This is a genomic window from Psychrobacter sp. K31L (assembly GCF_017942195.1).
Taxonomy (GTDB): Bacteria; Pseudomonadota; Gammaproteobacteria; order Pseudomonadales; family Moraxellaceae; genus Psychrobacter; species Psychrobacter glaciei.
In genome coordinates, this window is record NZ_JAGKSC010000008.1 from 89,249 (window position 1) to 111,895 (window position 22,647).

The following is a 22,647-nucleotide window of genomic DNA, read 5'->3' on the forward strand; positions in this document are numbered from 1 at the left end:
TTGGGCTCGCTACAATGTCAAGCAGCGTTTGTTTGCATGTCAGTCAATGACTGGGGCATAATGTGCACATATATTCTGGTGTTTAATCCTGCACGATACACAGGCATAGAAGTGGCTGTGCGAAGGAATAGAAGTGGCTGCGCAAAAATTGACAGCCTAAGGGCAGCGTAAAACGCTGGTACACTGCGAATACTACTAAAGACAATAACGTCGATGATTTTATGAGGAAGTTTTGCTAATGAGTCAGACCACCCCTTATGTTTTGGTGCTTTATTATTCGAGTTATGGTACGACTAAGACATTAGCATATGCGATTGCACAAGGGATTGAGGATGCTGGCATGACCGCACGTATCCGTACTGTGCCTACCGTTGCACCCGAAACCACGGCAAGCAAGCCTGCGATACCGGACGACGGTGATTTGTATTGCACGATGGATGATCTCAAAGATTGCAGCGGTCTGGCGCTTGGTAGTCCGACGCACTTTGGCAATATGGCCGCGCCCATGAAATACTTTTGGGACAATACGGTCACCCTTTGGCTGGCAGGCAATCTACAAAACAAGCCAGCTTCGGTATTTACAGCGACCGGCTCGATGCACGGTGGTCAAGAGACGACATTGCTGACCATGATGTTACCGTTGATGCACCATGGCATGATGATCGTGGGTATACCGTATGCAGAACCCGCCCTCAATCGTACCAATCGTGGTGGTACGCCTTATGGTGTGAGTCATGTTAGCGGCGCGTTGCATGATCAACCGGTATCTGCTGATGAGCGTGAATTGGCAATTGCGCAAGGTCGTAGACTTGCCATTACGGCGACGGCTTTAGCACAGGCTAACTTTGGTCGCTAAGCCGCACTGATATATTGCTTATAAGGAAAAGATACTTCTAATGGCTATTAACCGTTCTGATAACAAGGCTAATGCCCCAATAGAAAAAGCTACTGACGCTGGCAAGCCTATTGCACCGATGCGTCAACGCTTGCTACTCACGTGGTTGGTTTGGATGGCATACCGGTTACTGGCCTTGCCGATTATGATCAGTGTTTTTAATCCGACTAGCCCTGATATCATTGGTGGCATCGCTTGGCAAACGCTGTGGTTGATTCCGGCTTTTATCTTGACACCAGTGATATTACGCGGCCGCTCGCCCTATATGCTATTGATTGGCAGTATGCTGACCTTAGTATACTTAGGGGCTAGTGGGGTCGTACTGTTTACTCGTTTTTATGGCAGCAGCGTGATTGAAATTCTGGTCTATTTGCTTGATTTTGTCTTACTATTTGCAATCAATGTTTGGTTATTTATTTTACTAAAGCGTCTGCCATCGATGAATAATGTCGTTAAGCAGCCTCGTTCTCGCTAGTCGTTCATTCTTGATTTACCAGCATAAAAAAGCGGCGCTTCATTTAGAGCGCCGCTTTTTTATGTCTTTTTACTGGTGTGATAAAAGCCTTAATTGACTTTGGTTAATTCTAAATCCATCTTTTTGCCATCGTTAATCTGACTTACTTTTACCGGTAAATAATCTAAGCTTGGCGCTAACCAAAAACTGGTAGAGCGGCTATTGTCATCATGGATACGATCGACACGCACGGTATCAAAGGTACCGGCTGGCACGGTGATTTTGGTATTGCCAGATTTTTTAAAGGGTGTCTTTTCGATTTTATCTTTCTTCGCCATATAGTAATTACCTGAGAATTTACCGTTCAGTAAATCTTGGCGAATTTGCACCTCAAGGCTCAAATCATCAAAGGCTTGCTGCGCCATACTCATGGTTGAGGTTTTGCCTCTATAGTTACTGGTAACCTTTTTGCTACTTGGGTTAAAGTCTAATTTATGTGTACGTCCAATACCTAGGAGCTTATAGGTGGTACTGGCCTGAGTTGGGATCACATTGTTACCATTGATGGTAAACGTACTATTTTGTGCCGCACTTGCGACGCCAGCCACCCGTGCATTGACATTGTACTTCCATGTATTGCCCGATTTGTTGAGCGTACGGGTAGCCGTGCCTTTATATTTGTCTTCAACGGTAAAGCTATAATTGGCGTTCGATGGTTGAATGGTTTTTGCGCTGGCAAGGGTAGGTGCGGTCATACTTAAAGCTCCGATAGCAGCAATACTAGCGCCCGAGGTCAAGGCAGTTAAGAGTTTGGACTTGCTGCGTGTGGTGTTGTTAGAATCGGCTATTGATGACTTTTTATTTTTTGATAAAAAACTCATGGATGTTCCTTAGTTAATATGATGCTGATATAGCAGCTTTTATCGATAGTTCTTATTATGTTGATAGCTTGTGTTCATAGCTTATATTTCTAGCCTCTATAATGGTCATACTCTGTTACATTTTCAAGAGCAACAGCAGACTGGCAGGTGTAGTGCTTGTAGCAAATGTTGCTATAAAGCTTGATACAACGATTAGAGGTAACTTGCTGTAAAGTCAGCAATAAGAGACAAATAAAACACAGGTTTTATATTAAGTACCGCGATTTAGTAGCCTTTCATTCAGCCAACATTCCTCAATATATCCACTTCTCATTTTTCCAAAGTTCGTACATTATATTTGCCAAATAATATTAAATGGCAGAAAACACTGAATACCGAATTATCATTAGGGTCTGTTGAACATTTAAATGTGAAACTGGCAGTGGCTATTTTTTAGACAATACGCAGTGAAATTTTTGATGCCTAGTCATTCTAGGTTAGACAATTTCGCCATGTATTGGCAAAAAATAGCCCTGCCCTGAAAGGCTGATGCTAAAATCATCCCAAACGTTGTTATAAACCTAGCTAAGGTCTCGACATTATCGTCGGTTTACGCTGATTCGATAAAAGGTTTGATGCGATTTTAGCGATCAGCAGTCCTAATATTTGAATGTTCAACAGACCCTAGAATAATCTTGTAAATTTTTGGCGTTTACACTTGAAGCTAGCCCATCTTGCCCCCACTTTTTGATACAAGCTCAAAGCTTATCTTTAGATTGCTGCTTTTAAGCGGTAATGCTTATAGATATTGGTATTGAGACCATTAATTCAAATAAACCCTTATTGTAAATAACTAAATTATTGGAGACATATTGATGAATATTCGTCCTTTACATGATCGTATTGTTGTCCGCCGCATAGAAGAAGAAACAAAAACGGCTGGTGGTATCTTGCTTCCTGGTTCTGCTCAAGAAAAGCCTTCACAAGGTGAAGTGCTAGCAACTGGTAACGGTCAGATTCGTGACAACGGTGAAACTCGCGCGTTAGATGTAAAAGCTGGCGACAAAGTCTTGTTCGGTCAATATGCTGGTCAAACTGTCAAGGTTGACGGCGAAGAACTACTTATCATGAAAGAATCTGATGTATTGGGTGTGCTAGAAGGCTAGTCCTTTTTGAGTATTAATTTATACTCAGCGCATTTTTGACAATATCATTGAAACATTTAATTGCATTCTCATACTTATAATAGTGGAGTAATTTAACATGGCAAAAGACGTAAAATTCGGCATAGATGCCCGTAAACAAATGATGGACGGCGTAAACGTTCTAGCAAACGCAGTACGAGTCACACTAGGCCCTAAAGGTCGTAACGTGGTAATCGATAAGTCGTTTGGCGCACCTACCATCACTAAAGATGGTGTTTCGGTTGCCAAAGAAATCGAGCTTGAAAACAAATTCGAAAACATGGGCGCTCAATTGGTCCGTGAAGTCGCTAGCCGTACCAACGATGTTGCTGGTGATGGTACGACTACTGCAACGGTATTGGCTCAGTCAATCTTGCAAGAAGGCATGAAATCAGTTGCCGCTGGCATGAACCCAATGGATCTAAAACGCGGTATCGATAAAGCGGTACGTGCAGCTGTTGAGCAAATCCATTTGCTATCTACCCCAGCTGACGATTCAAAAGCGATTGCCCAAGTTGGTTCTATCTCTGCCAACTCAGACACCAAAATCGGTGAATTGATTGCGCAAGCGATGGAAAAAGTCGGTAAGCAAGGCGTTATCACTGTTGAAGAAGGTTCAAGCTTTGAAGATACCTTAGAAGTTGTCGAAGGTATGCAGTTTGACCGTGGTTATATCAGCCCGTACTTTGCGAATAAGCAAGACAGCCTGACTGCTGAATTTGAAAACCCATATATTCTATTGGTTGACAAAAAAATCAGCAACATTCGTGAGATCGTGCCATTACTTGAGCAAGTGATGCAGCAAAGCAAACCGTTGCTAATCATCGCTGAAGACGTAGAAAATGAAGCATTGGCAACTCTAGTTGTAAACAACATGCGTGGCGGCTTAAAAACTTGTGCCGTTAAAGCACCAGGTTTTGGCGATCGTCGTAAAGCGATGCTAGAAGATATCGCAACGCTAACTGGCGGTACGGTTATCTCTGAAGAGATTGGTCTGAGCCTTGAGACTGCGACTCTAGAGCAACTTGGTACCGCTAAGAAAGTCACTGTCGGTAAAGAAAACACCGTTATCGTCGATGGCGCTGGTAACAAAGCAGATATCGAAAACCGTGTTGAGTCTATTAAACGTCAAGTTGAAGAATCAACGTCTGACTACGATAAAGAAAAGCTTCAAGAGCGTATGGCTAAACTGGCTGGCGGCGTTGCCGTTATCAAAGTTGGCGCTGCGACTGAAACTGAAATGAAAGAGAAGAAAGATCGCGTTGATGATGCGCTACATGCCACTCGTGCAGCGGTTGAAGAAGGCGTTGTCCCTGGTGGCGGTGTTGCTCTAGTTCGTGCAATGAATGCATTGTCTGAGCTACGTGGTGATAATGACGACCAAAATGCTGGTATCAATATCTTACGTCGCGCAATGGAAGCACCATTACGTCAAATCGTGACCAACTCTGGCGAAGAAGCCTCAGTGGTAGTTAACGAAGTGAAGAGCGGTAGCGGTAACTACGGTTACAACGCAGCTTCTGGCGAATACGGCGATATGTTAGAGATGGGTATCCTTGATCCAGCTAAAGTCGCTCGTTCAGCGCTAGAGAACGCAGCATCTGTTGCCGGTCTAATGCTAACCACTGAAGTCATGATTACTGATTTGCCACAAGGTGATGACGGTATGGCTGGCATGGGTGCTGGCGGTGGAATGGGCGGTATGGGTGGAATGGGCGGCATGATGTAATTTTACTTTTACTACAAAGCGATTTGTCTTCGTCAGATGCGCTTAATGTACAATAGGTACTATTTTCGCTAGTCTTCCTCGACAAATCGCTTTTCGCTAGAAATATTACCAACGTCACAAAGTCTGTTTAATCATTAAAGCCCTGTTATCGAAAGATAGCAGGGCTTTTTTTGCGTTTAATACGATAGTTAGCGTCACACAGAAAACTCCCAGCGAGCTGAGCTTACTGGGGTTTTTGATATCAAATTTGATTAATATTTCTAATATTAATTTAAATTTTCAATTAACTGATTATTAAGATATAGTTGTTATAGCGAATATATTCGCTATGAGTCACAAGCAATCAATCAAACCAGAAGGAATTAACAGATGAAAATACTATCGATTGTGATGGCAGTATCAGCGTTAGCTCTATTTTCTGTTCCTAGTTCAGCTGAATATAAATTTCAGAATAGTATGCAAACGTCTCAAAAAGCGATGAGCATGTCTCGGGTTGAACGGCCACAAGTGATGCAGCTGTCGTTTAATAACAAAGAACGCAATACCAATGAAAAGGAGATTTACGAAAAGGTTATGAAAAATGCCAAAGCGATCGGCTTTGAGCTCAAAGATATAGAAGCGATGAAAATAGCACATATCGTCAATGGCGCTTTAGATAATGAGCCGCCAGAAGCAGCGTCTATTAATATTAAAGTGACTATTCATCTAAAAAGACCAATTAAGATAGAGGTTGAGATTTCTCTATAATTTATTCGTTCTCTCATCAATAATTTTACAAGCCATACTTTATGAGTCACTTACTCTATATACATAAAATAAGACCCTAATAGACTTTATATTTATTAGGGTCTTACAATTAGAGATTAATCACAGGCAGAGGTTGATTGAAGGTATTACTGCTACTGATTCGCCTCATCCCGTCTAAACGTCCACGTCTTATCATCAGAAGCATCTTCACAATAGTAGTATCCAGCCAAATCAAATTGCTTTAGCTGTTCAGCATTGGTCAGCTTATTATCTGCTGCATATTTCACCATTAGTCCACGCGCTTTTTTGGCATAGAAGCTAATGACTTTATAGTGGCCATTCTTTTCATCTTCAAATCTTGGCGTGATAATCTCCGCATTCAAGGCTTTCTTCTTTACCGCTTTAAAGTATTCATTAGAAGCAAGGTTAACCAAAACTTTGTCATCGCTATCAGCCATGCGCTTATTAATAATCTCAGTGATTTCTTCGCCCCAAAACTCGTATAAATTATCGCCACGCTCATTTTTAAGCTTAGTACCCATCTCAAGTCGATACGGCTGAATAAAATCCAGTGGCTTTAGCACGCCATAAAGACCGGACAAGATACCCAAATGTTCATTGACGTAAATGGCGGTGTCTTTGTCCATGTGATACATATCAAGACCTGTATAAACATCTCCATCAAACAAATAACCTGCGGGTTTAGCATTACTGTCCGTAAAGTGAGTATTAGCACTCCAAGACCAGTCCTGATTACGCTGTGCATTCAGCTGTGCCAAATCGTCAGAGATACTCATCAGCTCTTGCAAATCAATCGGCTCTTTCGACTTCAGGATTTTCATCAGTGCTTGTGAGTGCTCAATCAGCTCAGGCTGACTATAGTAGTTGCCTAAATTGACTGGCACAGTGTCTTTCTCATTCAAAGATTTGGCAGGGGAGAGTACAAAATACATCGTTATTCCTTATTATAGTGAATCAATGACCGACCTGTTGAGGTGTCAAGCTTTCTCATTATACGATATACACAGGTTTAACTTGACTTACTCGTCGTGGTTTTGTATTTTTTAACAGTATACTGGTAGTTTATAATTATGTCACAGGTCGTTACTGGTTCTCTTAGCCCATGTACCATAAGGGCTGACAAGTTAGTTGAAAAATAAAATTTTTTAATATAACAATAAAAGTTATGCAGATGGTGTAAATGCCTAACTTTTTATTTTACTTGTGGGTCATCATTAGTCAATGAAAGTTAGCCGATGATATCTCTATAATAAAAAGGCATGATGGCAAACCAGCTATCATTTATTAAATTGATAATCTTTGGTCGTTAATGTTAAACCAGTAGTGACCAAAGGTTTTTTTGTCCCCTGTGCTTTTTCAATGTGCGTTGAGGGTATTAAAAGTAGTCATTAAGACGTAAGTAAGGAGACGGTATGAAAATCGGTGTAATCAGTGCAGATATCGCGAGCGAAAGTCGCGTAGCGATAACCCCAGACGCAGTCAAAAAATTGCGTAAGCTTGGGTTTGAAGTCGTCGTACAGTCAGGTGCAGGTCAAGCAGCATATTATGCTGATGAAATGTATCAAGCTGCCGGTGCCGAGATTGCCAGTAGTAGCGCCGAGGTCATTACACAGTCTCGAATTATTACTACGGTCAATGACTTACCTGCTGCGGCGATAGAACATTTGACCACAGGTCAAATTGTCGTTGGGATGCTCGACCCGTATCGTAATACACAGCTAGATGCTTATGCTGCCAAAGGCGCTACTGCTTTTGCGATGGAGTTATTGCCGCGCACATTGTCACGCGCACAGAATATGGATGTCTTGTCATCACAAGCCAACCTTGCCGGCTATAAAGCGGTATTACTGGCAGCGAATGAATACTCACGTCCTTTTCCAATGTTCATGACCTCAGCGGGTACAGTTAAGCCTGCCAAAGTGGTCATCTTAGGGGTTGGGGTTGCAGGTTTGCAAGCCATTGCGACGGCAAAGCGTTTAGGCGCAGTGGTAGAAGCCAGTGATCTACGTCCTGCTGCTAAAGAGCAAGTTGAATCCCTAGGCGGTAAATGGCTTGATGTACCGATGAGTGAAGAAGAAGCGCAAAAAGCCAAAGCGACAGGCGGCTATGCGTGGACACCATCAGAGCAATATATCAAAGACCAAGCCGCTGTGGTAGACAAAGCGTTAAGCAATGCCGATATCGTGATTACGACGGCGCAGATTCCTGGTCGTAATGCACCACGTTTGGTGCACGGGGCAACGCTTGCCAAAATGAAGGCAGGCTCAGTGCTGATCGATATGGCTGCTGGAACGGGCGGCAACGTAGAAGGCAGTGTGCCTAACGAAACCATCACTACGGACAATGGCGTGCGTATTGTTGGTGCCGCCAATATTCCATCGATGCTAGCGGCGCAGTCTTCAGATTTGTATGCCAACAACTTGGTTAACTTTATCACAACCTTAATTGCGCCTGCTGGCGATGACGCTTCAGCAGGTGACGCATCAGCTAACTTGGCACTTAACTTAGACATGGAAGACGAGATTCAGGGCGCACTGGCGGTGACACATGACAGTCAGGTACGACTGGCCAAACGCTAGTTTGACTGGCTAAGTTTTTACAGCCTGTCATCACAACATTGTTACTACTAACGTTGTCACCATACATTTGCCAGTAACGAATAAATTTTTAGGAGGATAAGATGATTGCCACTATTTTAGCTGCCGCGCCAGCCGGTGCCGCCATGAGTAGTACACCATTTGTAGCGATTTTCACTGTATTTGTGCTCGCTATTTTTGTCGGATACTACGTGGTTTGGGGCGTTACGCCTGCACTACACACACCATTGATGGCCGTCACCAACGCATTATCAAGTATTGTCATCGTTGGTGCGATGCTACAGACCGTCACGATTGATGGCTCTATATTTACACCAACCAGCTTGCTGGGTGCCTTTGCGGTATTTCTAGCCAGTGTCAACATCTTTGGTGGTTTTGCCGTGACTGAGCGTATGCTTGCGATGTTTAAACCCAAAGTGAAAAAAGCACCCGCTCTTGAAACTGGGACGACTGAAAATGGAGGCAACGCATGAATGATTTTTCAACAATGATTGCGGCAAATGCGGATTGGTTTTACCTAGTCGGCGCTATTCTTTTCGTTTTAACCCTACGTGGTTTATCTAGTCCAAAAACGGCTATTCGCGGCAACCGCTTTGGTATGGCGGCGATGGCGATTGCTGTTGTGACCACTTTCTTCTTAGCAGAAGGCCCTGTTCTTTGGTTGATTATTGGTGCCATGGTATTGGGTGCGGTCGTCGGTATGTGGAAGGCAAAAACGGTCGCGATGACCCAAATGCCAGAAACCGTTGCCTTGATGCATTCTTTCGTCGGTTTGGCAGCAGTTGCGATTGCCTTGGCAACCGTATTGCATACTGAGCAGCAGCATGGCGCGGTTGCTCGTGTCGAATTGTTCATCGGTTGCTTTATTGGTGCGATTACTTTTTCAGCGTCAGTATTTGCTTTCGGTAAATTGGCGGCGAAGAGCTGGGCCAAAACATTGGTCGGAGGATGGGTCAAACCTGTCCAAGCGCTACTGTTCATTGCGATGATCGGCTTTGGCGGCATGTATTTCGTCACTGATTCATTACCTGCCTTTTATGCAATGGCAGTGATTGCGGTTATCTTCGGTTGGATGTGGATTGCACCAATCGGTGGCGGCGATATGCCAGTGGTTGTATCACTATTGAACTCATTCTCAGGTTGGGCAGCAGCGGGTATTGGTTTTACCCTCGGCAACTCAATGCTTATTATCGCAGGTTCGCTGGTCGGCTCATCAGGTGCGATTCTGTCTTATATCATGTGTAAAGCCATGAACCGCTCATTACTCAACGTACTGTTCGGTGGTATGGGCACGTCAGCAGTGGCAGCAGGCGGAGACGATGGCGCGCCAAAGAACTACAAGGCTGGTTCAGCAGAAGATGCAGGCTTCTTGATGGCCAATGCCAGCAACGTTGTGATCGTACCGGGTTATGGTATGGCGCAAGGTCGCGCGCAGAATGCAGTAAAAGAGCTGTATGAGCTGTTAAAAGAAGAAGGCGTTAATGTTCGTTTTGCCATTCATCCAGTTGCTGGTCGTATGCCTGGACACATGAACGTCCTATTGGCTGAAGCGGATGTGCCGTATGACGATATTCTTGAGATGGATGAGATTAACTCAGACTTCGCTAGTACGGATGTGGTCTTGGTCATCGGTGCCAACGATGTGGTAAACCCATCTGCAAAAGATGATCCGACTTCACCAATCTTTGGTATGCCAATCTTAGAAGTCAGCAAAGCACAAACAGTGATGGTTATCAAGCGTTCGATGAGCACGGGTTATGCAGGACTTGATAATAGCTTGTTCTACATGGACAAAACCATGATGATTTTTGGCGATGCGAAAAAGATGGTAGAAGAGATGGTACGTAGTATCAATGGCGCTCATTAATCTTTAGAGTAAGCGGTTAAATATTTACTTCTAAATATAAGCTTTTAAATAAAAAAGTCACTGAGGTGGCTTTTTTTGCGTTAAGGTACGCCTCGCTTATATTCAATCATTGTTTACATCAAATAAGTTTATACAAAATAAGAGTTAAGAAGGTTATTTATGAATATGTTGATACGTTTTTTTATTATGGTTAGTTTGCTAAAACAACAACTTAAGCAGCAATCAGTGAGTGAGACTCTCAGTATAGAGACATTGACTGCACCGACAGTTCGCCATTATCGAATCTTGCCACATGATATGGGTTTTCGCGACCATCTACCTAACTACCGTTACCTATCTTTTATTGAGCTAAACATTACGCGATGGGTAATGAAGCACTGTCATCAAAAAGGCATTAAGCCCCTAAACTGGGTCATCGCCATGCAAGAGATGATTTATCTTAAGCAAATTAAGTTTTTGGACAAAATGACGCTCAGTAGTGAAGTCGCAGGATGGGATCACAAATATGTATATTTTGAGCATCGCTTCTTTGTAAAAAACCAGCTAATGGGCGTCGGCATGACTAAGTTTGTTTTTACAGACGATAACGGTATGCGCACACCAAAGGTATTGGATATGACAGGCGAGCAGATGACGAATACGATTACCACGTGGAATGAACACCAAGTAGCAGTTAAATCTACCAAATCTGCTGAGCCAGCTGAAGCAACAGAGACAGCTTAACGAACTTGCCTATAATCATAAGACGAATTTTGGTAGGATGGGGGCTATTAGAGCGATAACATTTTTTCTTAAAATTAAAAAAGAAGGTACCATTATGATCCCACAAAAACTAAAATGGACAGACAGCTTGGATATCGCTATCGAGCTTTATGAAAAATTCCCAGAGACCGATCCACAGTACATTCGCTTTACTGACTTGCATCGCTGGGTGACTGAGCTTGAAGGCTTTGATGATGATCCACAAAAATCTAATGAAGGCATCTTAGAAGCCATTCAGATGAACTGGATTGATGAAGCGGATTAGAGTAACTTTGCTACTAACTATAAGCTACGTACTCTATAAGCTATGTACTACTTCAAATAAAAAATCGACTAAATATACAGGACAGGCGCTATCATGACTTCACAAATTAAAGAGCTATCCGAAGCGATAGTTTGCAAAGGCCTCAGTGCTCGTACCACTAATAACGCTGAAATCAGCCATGACACTGCTAAATTGGGTCGTTTATGGCAAAAATTCTACCAAAATCATGTGAAGCAGCTTTCTGAAGGTGAAGACATTTATGGTGTTTTTCATAACTATGAGAGCGATGATTTAGTAGGCGCTTTTGATGTCGTGGCGAGTTGGAAAGTAGACAGCGAGCAAGAGCAGCAAAGCGCTGGTAATCTAGTAACGGTCAGCATTCCTGCAGGGAAATACTTGGTATTCTCTGAACAAGGTCGAATGCCTAATACAGTGATGAACGCTTGGGAGAATGCTTGGACTTACTTTAACGATCCAAGCTGTGAGCATACTAGAACTTATCAGGTCGATTTTGAGCAGTATATCGGTGGTAATCTAGAGTTTGGGCAAATAGATCTTTATATTGGTATTGAATAAAGCTATACGTGTTATAAGTAGCTAAAAGACAGTTTTTATCTAAAATTGGCTGCAAAAAACATGAAAGTGCATTGATAAAAGCTATCAGTTAGTAATTAACTTAAGTTATTGAATTAATGCCTATCAAAATCATAAATAAAAAAGCGCCAATCTAAAGCAGATGGCGCTTTTTTTACTTTAAATAACTACAATTAGTCCAGTAGTAAATTTTCTAAAATCCCCTCATAAATCTGCGCAAGCTTTCCTAAATCATCAACTTCGACTTTTTCATCAACTTGGTGAATCGTGGCATTACGCACGCCAAGCTCAACCACTTGTGCACCCGTTGGCGCAATGAAGCGTCCGTCTGATGTGCCACCAGACGTAGACAATGTAGTATCAACATCGGTCACTGCTTTAATCGCACGCTGGCAAGCAGACACTAGCTTACCTTCTGGGGTCAAAAATGGCTGACCAGATAACTTCCAATGAATCATATAACTAGCTTTGCTATCTTTAAAATGTTTATCAAAGATGGCGTGAGTTTTTTCTCTCAATTCATCTTCAGTCGTTTCAGTTGAAAAGCGAAAGTTAAACACTGCATCTAGCGTTTCAGGAATGACATTGGTCGCGCCAGTACCGCTAAATATATTGGAAATCTGTAATGAAGTCGCTGGAAAATATTCATTGCCATTGTCCCATTTAGCAGCAGTTAATTCGGCTAATGCTGCCATCGCCGCATGAATAGGATTGCAGGCTAGATGCGGATAGGCCACATGACCTTGCTTGCCTAAGACCACTAATTCTGCACCCAATGAGCCACGGCGACCGTTCTTGATGATATCACCAAGCGTATCCGTGCTTGATGGCTCGCCTACTAAGCAATAAGTAATTTTTTCTTGACGTGCTTCTAAGGTTTCAATGACTTTGACGGTGCCGTTAATCGATGGGCCTTCTTCATCTGAGGTGATTAAAAAAGCAATAGAGCCTTTATGCTTAGGATGATTAGCAACGAAACGCTCGGCTGCGACAGTAAAGGCGGCAATCCCTGTTTTCATGTCAGCAGCACCGCGCGCCCATAGATAACCATTAGCGATAGTTGGCGTAAATGGTGGATAAGTCCAATTGTTTTCATCGCCCGTTGGCACGACATCCGTATGCCCAGCAAAACAAATAACTGGATCGGCTGTGCCACGGCGCGCCCATAAGTTTTTGACTTCAGCATGCTCGCCAGTCTTATCTCTATCGCCAAAATACATAAACTCGCAGTCAAAGCCTGCCTGTTCTAACCGTGCTGACAACATATCTTGGCAGCCATCATCATCTGGGGTGACGGAAGGTCGTTCCAATAACGCAATACTTAAATCTAGAGTTTCTTGCTGATGGGTTTTACTATTATTTTCTGAACTCATGACATTCCTAGACAAGTTGATTTAATATTTCTTGTGATAAAATCTGGCTTATTTTTATAAGATTTATCTAATGCTGATGTTTATCAATTCTGATGCTCAAAATAACTTTAATTTTTATCCAAGTAAATTTTCTCATAATCGCCGTAATCTATTGCTAGATACTCTGTAATACACTTTTCGGCTAGCGTATTACTATAATTTTTAACTTTGTCACTATTGTAAGCACTCACATAGCCACCCGCAGAAATGACATCACCCATTTTATAACTTGTTCCTAGTAGTTTTAAAGTCTTATTATGACTATCAAAAGTTGCATGTCCTTCGGGAAATACAGGTGTCATCCATTTGCTTCCATCAAATGCAAGTAGACATCCATCCTCATATTTGAATTCAGTAGTAATAGCGGTCGGATTAATTATTATAGGTTTTTCAGGAGTGGACTTCGGCAAATAATAGGTAAAAAAGAACTCATTGTGTTGTTGAGTAGGAGCTTGATGATTAAGCGTCTCACAGCTCACAATCAGAGGAAATATAATAATTAAGAGAAAGTTTCTAAACAAAGTCCTATGCATTGTCATTATCCTTAATTAACAAGGCTTATTTCAAATAATAGTTAGTATTAAATTTACGCTCATAGTGGCGCAACCAAGACTATAGTATCATCGCGCCTTAACCAAGTCGCAATAGAGTAGCGTTGGCGATGAGCAATTTGTACTTGATGCTGTAGATCGCTGGCAAATATGATCAATCTGTTGGCGACAGGCATGACGTTATGATGAATGCCATGTGTATCGACGATTTCTAGTGCGCCGCCGTCAGTTGATGCCCATTCATCATTGAGATAAAACACGGCCGAAATAACACGTTCGTCACGACCAGCCGGATTGTCACTGTGCCATTGATAGCCAAAACCAACTGGATAGCAAGCATAATGCGCTTCACTATGACGAATACCAGCAAACAAACTGCGATTGAACAAAGCGGCAAGTGTATTGATACTTTGCAAATAATAATAACCAGCAAAGAAATTTTCCGTGATCCAGCGGATTTTATCACCACGAATATCACTGAGGCGAATGCCAGCAGTCAGCTCTGCATCACGATAGTCAATAAAACCACTTTCCGCTTGTAGCGCCAATAATGCAGTGCTGTCAAAGACATCATCAATGATTAGCCAGCCATCCTCTACAAACTTATCAAACTTCGTATCTGTTAGCTTGTTTTCCCAATCAACGTCAAAGTCAGATGTTTGCAGGACGTGTTGAGTTGGCGGCTCATGGTTATAGTCTTCACTTGGGACAAACAGCATGGGCGGATTATCCTGACCGATTGGCTGATCGACAACCAATTGTGTCACCTCAAGATTGCTAGTAATCTTCGTCATTTCGTCTCGCCGTTATCAATAAACACTCAATTAGCTGACAATACACAGCCAATCGATGCCTTTTTACCAAAACCATCGTTATCTTTTACTCTGCCTATGCTACCATAGATGCAATTTTTCTTATTTAAACTTTTGAACTTATGAACTATAAACACGCCTACCACGCTGGTAACTTTGCTGATGTGGTCAAACACATTTTATTGGTACAATTACTCAACCAGCTGGGGCAAAAAAACAAACCTTTTTATGTGCTTGATGCTTATGGCGGTCGTGGATTGTATTCACTTGCCAGTGAAGAGGCGCGCAAGACAGGAGAAGCTAAAGGTGGTATCCAATCTTTAGTAAAGGCTGATGTCGAAAAAGCACCGCCTGCTGTCAAAGACTATATAGAAGGTATCAAGCAAGCCCGTTTCACTTATGACAAAAAAGTCTATCCTGGTTCGCCTTGGTGGATTGCGCATCATATCGAAAAAAATCCAGATGCAGGCGTGCGCGGTGAAGCGTTTGAAGCCAAAGCCAGTGAGTACGATGCGCTTAACTATCAGCTACATAAATTGCCAATCGGCATTCATCATCGTGATGCGTTTGAAGGTATTCGTGCCGTTATTCCACCACAAGAACGTCGTGGTCTCATATTTTTGGACCCTCCTTACGAGCAAGAACACAAAGACTTTACTCGCCTGATCGATCTATTGGTGCACTCTTATAATAAGTGGCCACAAGGCACATATGCGTTATGGTTCCCGATCAAAAACATTGAGGCGGTAGAGCTGTTCTATAAAAAGCTAAAACGTACTGAAATGAGACGTCAGTTGGTTTGTGAGCTAAATATTTATCCGAACGATATCGCCGTGGGTCTTAACGGCACAGGAATGCTGATTATCAATCCGCCATGGCAGTTCGATAACCATGCGCGTGAAATTCTACGCTTCTTGCAGCCAGTACTAAAAGTTGCCAATGCTCCAGACTTAACGCCTGATAGTGCGACCAATGTGCGCTGGCTCGTCGGCGAATAATAGCGCCAGTAAATAAGGGTGTCAGTAAACAACGGGGTCAATGAATAGCAATGTCGGCCAATAAGGATATTAAGATGACAAACGTGCAACCACCTATCGGCCAACCAAACAATGCGCCTCAAAACGATGGTTTGCTGCAAGATAATGCAGCCACCCAGCCACCTTTTGTTGATGAGCATGAGTTTAATATCCGCTTAGCGGATAATGACAGCTACGATGGCTTGACCTTTGAGGTGATTGAGGCAGAAGTTGCTGAAGGGAAACGTGTGGTCAGTCGCGGTGTGTATTTAGCGCCCAATTTGATCACTACGTTGTCATTACTGTCAGGCTTTTACTCGATTTTGGCGAGTACGCAAGGTGAGTTTTACAAAGCCTCTTTAGCCATCTTTTTATCCGCAATTCTTGATGGGGCAGATGGTCGCGTCGCCCGCATGCTCAATGCCCAAAGCCCGTTTGGGGAGCAGTATGATTCTTTAGCCGATATGCTAGCATTTGGCGTTGCACCTGCCATCTTGATTTATAGTTTTGCGCTACAGCCCTTGGGTCGTATCGGTCTTGGCTGTGCCTTTGTATTCACGGCTTGTGGTGCTTTCCGCTTGGCACGGTTTAATGTGCAGGTTGGTACTGTCGACAAAAAATACTTTGTTGGTTTAGCAAGTCCACTTGCGGCTATATTGGTCACCTCAGCTGTGATGGTAGCAATAGACCATAATCAGTGGATAGGACAGTACGATACACTTGTCATGTTCTTGTTCGCGGCTTGGGTCGTTATTTGTGGTTTACTGATGGTTAGTAATGTTAAATACTACAGCTTTAAGGAATTTGACAAAAAGAAAGTACCGTTTGTGGTTCTTATCATTGGTGTGCTGGTCATGAGTATTGTGCTTTATGACATCCCTGTTGGTATTTTAGCGATCGGTATTATTTATGCTTTGTCAGGTATCGTGACTACGATTAAAGCAAATTTTAAACACTAAATTTGATGTCTTCCATATCTTATTTTAGACTGCTATTAATTATTTTCAAACTTTAATCATTTAAGTTAGTTAATGCTAAAACAAATCTAAGTATATTTTATAAGAGCCGCTTATTTATTAATAAGCGGCTTTTTTGTGTCTTATAAAAAATCATTATTCTCTTTATAACTTGTATATCGTCATACATAGGTCATTGAAGTTATCTATATTCAACAGATAACTTCAATAAATAAAAACTCTGTACGCATGCATGTCATAGCCAATATTTTTTTCTAGCATCACGATATATTCTTCAAAGGATATATTTATATGTTACACATTAAAAACAATTTCTTTACAATCAGCATATAATATATACAATATGTATCCATAACGTTTCTTTTTATATCCAAATAGAATATAAATATTTCTAGAGATGAGAGGTTCACCTCTTAAAGTTTTAAAAAAATGTCTCAACCTTCTATTGGACATGTCGTTCATGGAATGCCCCAATCAATAGCTTCTTTGTTTAACTGCTTATCAACACTAACGTCTATGCCTAATAGTGCTAGCCCAACGATCAGTCTATTTGTATAGTCATCATACAGTTGCTTCGATAGTGGCTTTACATATACAGGATACTCTAATGCTAAACCATGTCTACCGCGTTATCTTTAACCGCTCAACAGGCTGCTATGTTGCTGTCAGTGAAATCACCAAATCTGGTGGCAAATCTAGTAAGTCATCTACGGTGGGTACTGTGACAGCTAGCACGACAGGAACAACGTTACGTCGTCAAGCGATCGCTGTAGCGATAGGAAGTGCATTGGGATTGATATCGATAAGTAGTCAAGCAGATATGTGTGCAAAAGATAATCTTGGATTCTCACCAGATAGTAGTTCTTCTCCATTAGTCACTTCTATAGCTTGTGGTTTTAATAACAATACAGGAGCAAATGATTTTAGCACAGCAATAGGGTCTGTAAACACTGCTTCAGGTTATGCGAGCACAGCTATAGGACATAGCAATAAAGCTTCAGGCGCCTTTAGCTCAGCCATAGGGTCAAATGCGACCGCTAACATTGATAATAGTATTGCCTTAGGAGAGGGAAGCGTTACTACAGCCAATGCAGGTGTGACAGGTTTTAACGCAGGTACGAATACCGATGCCACATGGCGATCTACTCGCGCTGCTCTCAGTATCGGAAATACTAATGCTGGTTTGACTCGTCAGATTACAGGCGTAGCAGCAGGGACGACCGATACCGATGCGGTCAATGTGGCGCAGCTTAAGCAAGTCGCAGAATCAAGCGGTGATACTACACGCTATGTCAGTATTAACTCAACTGAGACGGGCGCAGGCTCTAATCGTGATAATGATGGCGCAACAGGTGCGAATGCAGTAGCAATTGGGGTAGGTAGTGAAGCCTCAGGTAGAGATAGCGTAGCGGTGGGTCGTAGCAATGAAGCCTTAGGTTCTCAAAGCTCAGCGATGGGTTTTGGCAACACAGCCTTAAGTATCAACAGCTCAGCGATGGGTCTTAGTAACACCGCCTCAGCTACCAACAGCTCAGCACTAGGTAGTAATAACAAAGCCTCAAGCAGTGGTAGCTCAGCGTTGGGTAGTTCCAATGAAGCTTCAGGATTCTTTAGCTCAGCGGTGGGTTATGCTAACGAAGCCTCAGGCGATCGTAGCTCAGCGGTAGGTAGTGATAACGAAGCCTCAGGACGTTCCAGCTCAGCGATGGGTCGTTTGAACACAGCCTTAGGAGACTTTAGCTCAGCAGTAGGTTTTAGTAACACAGCCTCAGGTAATGACAGCTCAGCGCTAGGGAATCGTAATACAGCCTCAGGTTTTAATAGCTCAGCGTTAGGTAGTTCTAACACAGTATCAGAAGCAGGTGCGACTGCCATTGGTAGTGGTAGTCCTTTTACACGAGTTCCAGTAGCAGGCGCCGTCGCACAAGCTGACTTTACCGCTGCAACCACGCCTATACAGACAGACAATTTTAATCGCCGCTTTAGAGACGATGGTAATGGCGGTCAGATCTTTGAGTTCGCAGATGCAGATTATGAAGACTTAGGCACAGGTGCAACTGCGAGTGGTATCCGCGCAACAGCGGTTGGTAATACCTCAGTCGCTAGTGCTCGTGATAGCTTAGCGATGGGTACAGGATCGACGGCTAACATTCGTAATAGTATTGCACTAGGATCACAAAGCGTTACCACAGTTGACGCAGGCGTACAGGGGTTCGGTGCGGACACCAGAACTACGCCAGTATGGCAATCAACGCTAGCGGCAGTCAGTGTCGGTGATACTAGCGATGCTGATCCTGCTAACTGGCAAACCCGTCAAATCACAGGTGTGGCTGCGGGTACGACTGATACCGACGCGGTCAATGTGGCGCAGCTGAAGCAAGTCGCAGAGTCAAGCGGTGATACCACGCGTTACGTGAGTATTAATTCAAATGAGACGGGCTTAAGGTCTAACGCTGACAATGATGGGGCCACAGGTTTAGATGCAGTAGCAATTGGGGTCTATAGTAGAGCCTCAGGTACTGAGAGCTCAGCAGTTGGTTATAGCAATGCAGGCTCAGGAGACTTTAGTTTAGCAATAGGTGTTTTTAACACAGCCTCAGCAGATTTCAGCTCAGCAGTTGGTTATAACAACACAGCTTCAGGAAGTTCCAGTTCAGCAATGGGGATGGGTAATACCGCCTCTGGAAGTTCTGGCTCAGCAGTAGGTAGTTCGAACACAGCCTCAGGAAGTTCCAGCGCAGCAATGGGGATTGGTAACAGGGCCTTAGGAAACGCCAGCTCAGCAGTAGGTCTTCGTAACGTGGCCTTAGAAAGTTCTAGCTCAGCAATAGGTGTTGGTAACACAGCCTCTGGAAGTTCTGGCTCAGCACTAGGTAGTAATAACACAGCATTAGGTTTTGTAAGCTCAGCGATAGGTAGTAGTAATACAGCTTTAGCCAATAGTAGCTCAGCAGTTGGTTATGATAATGCAGCCTCAGGAAGTTCCAGCTCAGCGATGGGTAGTGGTAATACAGCCTCAGGTTTTTCAAGCTCAGCAGTGGGTTATGACAATGAAGCCTTAGGTCTTCATAGCTCAGCAATGGGTGTTGAGAACACAGCCTCAGCAGATTTCAGCTCAGCAATAGGTGATTTTAACACAGCCTCAGGAAGTTCCAGCTCAGCGGTAGGTAGTGGTAATACAGCCTCAGGAGAAGACAGTTCAGCGATGGGTTATCGCAACGCAGCTTCAGGAGTTTCTAGCTCAGCGTTCGGTAGTGCAAACCAAGCAGCAGAATCAGGCGCTACTGCCATTGGTAGTGGCAGTTTTTCTACACGGGTGCCAGTAGTAGGTGCAGTAGTACAAGCTGAGTTTACCGCTGCGACCACGTCTATACAGACAGACAATCGGAATCGCCGCTTTAGAGACGATGGTAATGGCGGTCGGATCTTTGAGTTCGCAGCAGCAGACTATGAAGCTCTCGGCATAGGCGCAACCGCGAGTGGTATCCGCGCAACAGCTATCGGTAATACCTCAGTCGCAAGCGGTCGTGACAGCCTAGCGATGGGTACAGGGTCAACGGCTGATATTCGTAACAGCATTGCTCTAGGCGCACAGAGCACCACAACAGTTGATGCAGGCGTAGCAGGCTTTGGGGCGGACACCAGAACCACACCAGTATGGCAATCAACGCTAGCGGCAGTGAGTGTCGGTGATACTTCTGATGCTGATCCTGCTAACTGGCAAACGCGTCAAATTACAGGCGTTGCCGCAGGCACAGCGGATACCGATGCGGTTAATGTAGCGCAGTTGAAGCGTACAGAGACCAACTACTTTTCAGGCTTACAAAACGTAAGCACAGCGTTGGGAGGTAGTGCGTCTTTTGGTGCTAATGGCGCTTTTCAAGCACCAACTTATCGTATCAATAATACTGACTACAGTGATGTCGGTTCAGCATTTACCGCAGTGGATGGCAGGTTGACAGATTTGCAAGGACAAATAACCAACATCGCATTAACCCCTGGACCTAAAGGGGACAAAGGCGATAAAGGTGAAACTGGCCCTCAAGGTCTAGCAGGGTCTGACGGCATCAATGGAACAAACGGTATTGACGGTCAGAATGGTACTAATGGCGTAGACGGCATTAATGGTCAAGATGGTGCACAAGGTCCAGCAGGTCAAAACGGAACAGATGGTTTAAATGGCACTAATGGTGTTGATGGGATCAACGGTCAGAATGGTACTAATGGCGTAGACGGCATTAGTGGTCAAGATGGTGCTGATGGCACTAACGGTAAAGACGGTGTTGATGGTTTAAATGGCACTAATGGTGTTGATGGGATCAACGGTCAGAATGGTACTAATGGCGTAGACGGCATTAGTGGTCAAGATGGTGCTGATGGCACTAACGGTAAAGACGGTGTTGATGGTTTAAATGGCACTAATGGTGTTGATGGGATCAACGGTCAGAATGGTACTAATGGCGTAGACGGCATTAGTGGTCAAGATGGTGCTGATGGCACTAACGGTAAAGACGGTGTTGATGGTGCTCAAGGACTTACAGGTCAGGATGGTATCGACGGCGCTAAAGGAGACAAAGGTGATTCAGGTATTAGCGAAGAAGCTAAAATTGAATTAGAAAGTAAAATCGAAGACAGCCAAGCTCGATTCTTTAGCGTTAATGGCTCTAGTGACAGTGAAGATGCAGGTAATTATAACGGTAATGGCGCTACTGCTGACGGTGCGATAGCAATCGGAGTTAACGCTCAAACTAAAGGTAAGGACAGCATCGCTATAGGCACTAATAATACAGTGACTGGCGATCAATCTACCAGCGTCGGTCAAGGCAACATCGTTTCAGGTGATCGCTCAGGTGCATTTGGAGATCCTAATATTGTTGGTGGTAACGCCAATTATGCAGTTGGTAACGACAACATCATTGGTGATACTACCAGTAACTCAGTAGTACTAGGTAGCAACGCAACAGTGGGTGCTACAGCGGCAACAGTTGATACCAATAGTTCACCAACTTTTGCGAACGAGACTAATGCCTCAAACTCCGTTGCTATCGGTGAGTCGGTGAACGTCCAAGCAGCCAATGCAGTGGCTATCGGTGCTAATAGCAGTGTGACTAATGATAACTCTGTCGCGTTAGGCGCAGGATCACAGACCAGTGCTGATAACACCGTATCGGTGGGTAGCGCGACTAACCAGCGCCGAATTACCAATGTTGCTGCTGGTGTTGACTCCCATGACGCAGTCAATCTGGCACAGAGCCAAGCGGGCGATAGTCAAACTTTAGATACTGCTAATGACTATACCAATCAGCGTTTTGCAACAATCGATCAGAACTTAAACTCATTTAGGGGCGATGTGGATTCACGCTTCAAAGAGCAAGATCAGCGTATCGATAAAGTCGGAGCGATGAGCGCTGCTATTCAAAACATGGGTACTAGTGTGAGTGGAATGAATCAGCGCAATCGCGTAGGTCTAGGTATGGGCTTTCAAGGAGGCGAGCAAGCAGTAGCTATCGGTTATCAGCGTGTAGTTTCTGATAACACGTCATTGACCTTTAGTGGTGCCTTTAGTGACGATGAATCATCTGCAGGGGTAGGTGTAGGTTTTGGCTGGTAAATAAACGACTAAATCAATCAATACCTCTCTAATCTAAATATTAAGCAAAGCCAGTTCTGAATTGGCTTTGCTTAATTCCTATAAGGCTTATATCGTCCTACCAGCCATTTGATAGCAATGTTTTGTACATACAATACTCTCAGTGCGCTAGCTCAAATATTTAAAATAATAGTCTAAAATATATAAACTGATTCTATCTAGATAAGATAAGTCTATCAAACCCCTTGACCCAGTCTTAAAACCCCGTATAATGCGCCCTAGTTGAAAGGGAAGGCTGTTTAGAATGAGTGATG

Annotated in this window: 19 protein-coding genes; 14 read left to right on the forward strand and 5 right to left on the reverse strand. The window is 43.5% G+C overall.

The window, feature by feature from the left end; all coding sequences use genetic code 11:
• Nucleotides 1–238 precede the first annotated feature (238 nt).
• Nucleotides 239–856 carry an NAD(P)H:quinone oxidoreductase gene (gene wrbA / locus J5X94_RS12085; RefSeq protein WP_201593442.1) on the forward strand — a complete coding sequence of 206 codons (618 nt, stop codon included), beginning with the start codon at nucleotides 239–241 and terminating at the stop codon, nucleotides 854–856.
• A 40-nt stretch (nucleotides 857–896) separates the two neighbouring features.
• Entirely contained in the window at nucleotides 897–1,370 is a 474-nt protein-coding gene (locus J5X94_RS12090) for a hypothetical protein (RefSeq protein WP_210541401.1), read from the forward strand.
• Nucleotides 1,371–1,459: 89 nt separating this feature from the next.
• Here J5X94_RS12090 and J5X94_RS12095 read toward each other — a convergent pair whose 3' ends face one another.
• Complete coding sequence (locus J5X94_RS12095; RefSeq protein WP_201593444.1) at nucleotides 1,460–2,230, reverse strand: DUF3108 domain-containing protein; 771 nt, start codon at nucleotides 2,228–2,230, stop codon at nucleotides 1,460–1,462.
• 851 nt (nucleotides 2,231–3,081) lie between these two features.
• Between J5X94_RS12095 and J5X94_RS12100 the strand changes: the two genes are divergently transcribed.
• The 3 genes from J5X94_RS12100 to J5X94_RS12110 all read left to right on the forward strand — a co-directional run bounded on the left by J5X94_RS12100 (nucleotide 3,082) and on the right by J5X94_RS12110 (nucleotide 5,869).
• Complete coding sequence (locus J5X94_RS12100; protein ID WP_025652227.1) at nucleotides 3,082–3,375, forward strand: co-chaperone GroES; 294 nt, start codon at nucleotides 3,082–3,084, stop codon at nucleotides 3,373–3,375.
• 97 nt (nucleotides 3,376–3,472) lie between these two features.
• Nucleotides 3,473–5,122, forward strand: a complete 1,650-nt coding sequence (gene groL / locus J5X94_RS12105) for a chaperonin GroEL (protein ID WP_189586337.1) — start codon at nucleotides 3,473–3,475, stop codon at nucleotides 5,120–5,122.
• Between the two features lie 369 nt (nucleotides 5,123–5,491).
• Entirely contained in the window at nucleotides 5,492–5,869 is a 378-nt protein-coding gene (locus J5X94_RS12110; protein WP_210541402.1) for a hypothetical protein, read from the forward strand.
• A gap of 152 nt (nucleotides 5,870–6,021) precedes the next feature.
• Here J5X94_RS12110 and yaaA read toward each other — a convergent pair whose 3' ends face one another.
• Nucleotides 6,022–6,822, reverse strand: a complete 801-nt coding sequence (yaaA, locus tag J5X94_RS12115) for a peroxide stress protein YaaA (RefSeq protein WP_210541403.1) — start codon at nucleotides 6,820–6,822, stop codon at nucleotides 6,022–6,024.
• A 480-nt stretch (nucleotides 6,823–7,302) separates the two neighbouring features.
• Here yaaA and J5X94_RS12120 point away from each other — a divergent pair, with 480 nt between their 5' ends.
• From J5X94_RS12120 to J5X94_RS12145, 6 genes are all read left to right on the forward strand, one after another.
• Complete coding sequence (locus J5X94_RS12120; RefSeq protein WP_210541404.1) at nucleotides 7,303–8,469, forward strand: NAD(P) transhydrogenase subunit alpha; 1,167 nt, start codon at nucleotides 7,303–7,305, stop codon at nucleotides 8,467–8,469.
• 143 nt (nucleotides 8,470–8,612) lie between these two features.
• Nucleotides 8,613–8,960 carry a proton-translocating transhydrogenase family protein gene (locus J5X94_RS12125; protein ID WP_201574529.1) on the forward strand — a complete coding sequence of 116 codons (348 nt, stop codon included), beginning with the start codon at nucleotides 8,613–8,615 and terminating at the stop codon, nucleotides 8,958–8,960.
• Nucleotides 8,957–10,354, forward strand: a complete 1,398-nt coding sequence (locus J5X94_RS12130) for an NAD(P)(+) transhydrogenase (Re/Si-specific) subunit beta (RefSeq protein WP_010196858.1) — start codon at nucleotides 8,957–8,959, stop codon at nucleotides 10,352–10,354. The genes J5X94_RS12125 and J5X94_RS12130 overlap by 4 nt, the downstream gene beginning before the upstream one ends.
• A 159-nt stretch (nucleotides 10,355–10,513) precedes the next feature.
• Nucleotides 10,514–11,077: an acyl-CoA thioesterase gene (locus tag J5X94_RS12135; RefSeq protein WP_210541405.1), complete on the forward strand. Its 564-nt coding sequence runs from the start codon at nucleotides 10,514–10,516 to the stop codon at nucleotides 11,075–11,077.
• Nucleotides 11,078–11,171: 94 nt separating this feature from the next.
• Nucleotides 11,172–11,381 (forward strand): Fe-S cluster assembly protein IscX, encoded by a 210-nt coding sequence (gene iscX, locus J5X94_RS12140; protein ID WP_010196865.1) that lies wholly within the window; start codon nucleotides 11,172–11,174, stop codon nucleotides 11,379–11,381.
• Between the two features lie 93 nt (nucleotides 11,382–11,474).
• Entirely contained in the window at nucleotides 11,475–11,957 is a 483-nt protein-coding gene (locus J5X94_RS12145; protein WP_210541406.1) for a GyrI-like domain-containing protein, read from the forward strand.
• Nucleotides 11,958–12,148: 191 nt separating this feature from the next.
• Here the strand turns inward: J5X94_RS12145 and dapE are convergent, their stop codons facing one another.
• From dapE to J5X94_RS12160, 3 genes are all read right to left on the reverse strand, one after another.
• Nucleotides 12,149–13,348, reverse strand: a complete 1,200-nt coding sequence (dapE, locus tag J5X94_RS12150) for a succinyl-diaminopimelate desuccinylase (protein WP_210541407.1) — start codon at nucleotides 13,346–13,348, stop codon at nucleotides 12,149–12,151.
• A gap of 107 nt (nucleotides 13,349–13,455) precedes the next feature.
• The gene (locus J5X94_RS12155) at nucleotides 13,456–13,920 is read right to left on the reverse strand and encodes a hypothetical protein (protein ID WP_210541408.1); all 465 of its coding nucleotides are present in this window, start codon (nucleotides 13,918–13,920) and stop codon (nucleotides 13,456–13,458) included.
• A gap of 59 nt (nucleotides 13,921–13,979) precedes the next feature.
• Nucleotides 13,980–14,732 (reverse strand): 2OG-Fe(II) oxygenase, encoded by a 753-nt coding sequence (locus J5X94_RS12160; protein WP_210541409.1) that lies wholly within the window; start codon nucleotides 14,730–14,732, stop codon nucleotides 13,980–13,982.
• A 140-nt stretch (nucleotides 14,733–14,872) separates the two neighbouring features.
• On the opposite strand from J5X94_RS12160, the gene J5X94_RS12165 reads away from it, so the two are divergent.
• The 3 genes from J5X94_RS12165 to J5X94_RS12175 all read left to right on the forward strand — a co-directional run bounded on the left by J5X94_RS12165 (nucleotide 14,873) and on the right by J5X94_RS12175 (nucleotide 22,354).
• Nucleotides 14,873–15,748: a 23S rRNA (adenine(2030)-N(6))-methyltransferase RlmJ gene (locus J5X94_RS12165; protein ID WP_010196880.1), complete on the forward strand. Its 876-nt coding sequence runs from the start codon at nucleotides 14,873–14,875 to the stop codon at nucleotides 15,746–15,748.
• Between the two features lie 74 nt (nucleotides 15,749–15,822).
• Nucleotides 15,823–16,725 (forward strand): CDP-diacylglycerol--serine O-phosphatidyltransferase, encoded by a 903-nt coding sequence (gene pssA, locus J5X94_RS12170; protein ID WP_228293253.1) that lies wholly within the window; start codon nucleotides 15,823–15,825, stop codon nucleotides 16,723–16,725.
• A gap of 625 nt (nucleotides 16,726–17,350) precedes the next feature.
• Nucleotides 17,351–22,354: an ESPR-type extended signal peptide-containing protein gene (locus tag J5X94_RS12175; protein WP_210541410.1), complete on the forward strand. Its 5,004-nt coding sequence runs from the start codon at nucleotides 17,351–17,353 to the stop codon at nucleotides 22,352–22,354.
• Nucleotides 22,355–22,647 lie beyond the last annotated feature (293 nt).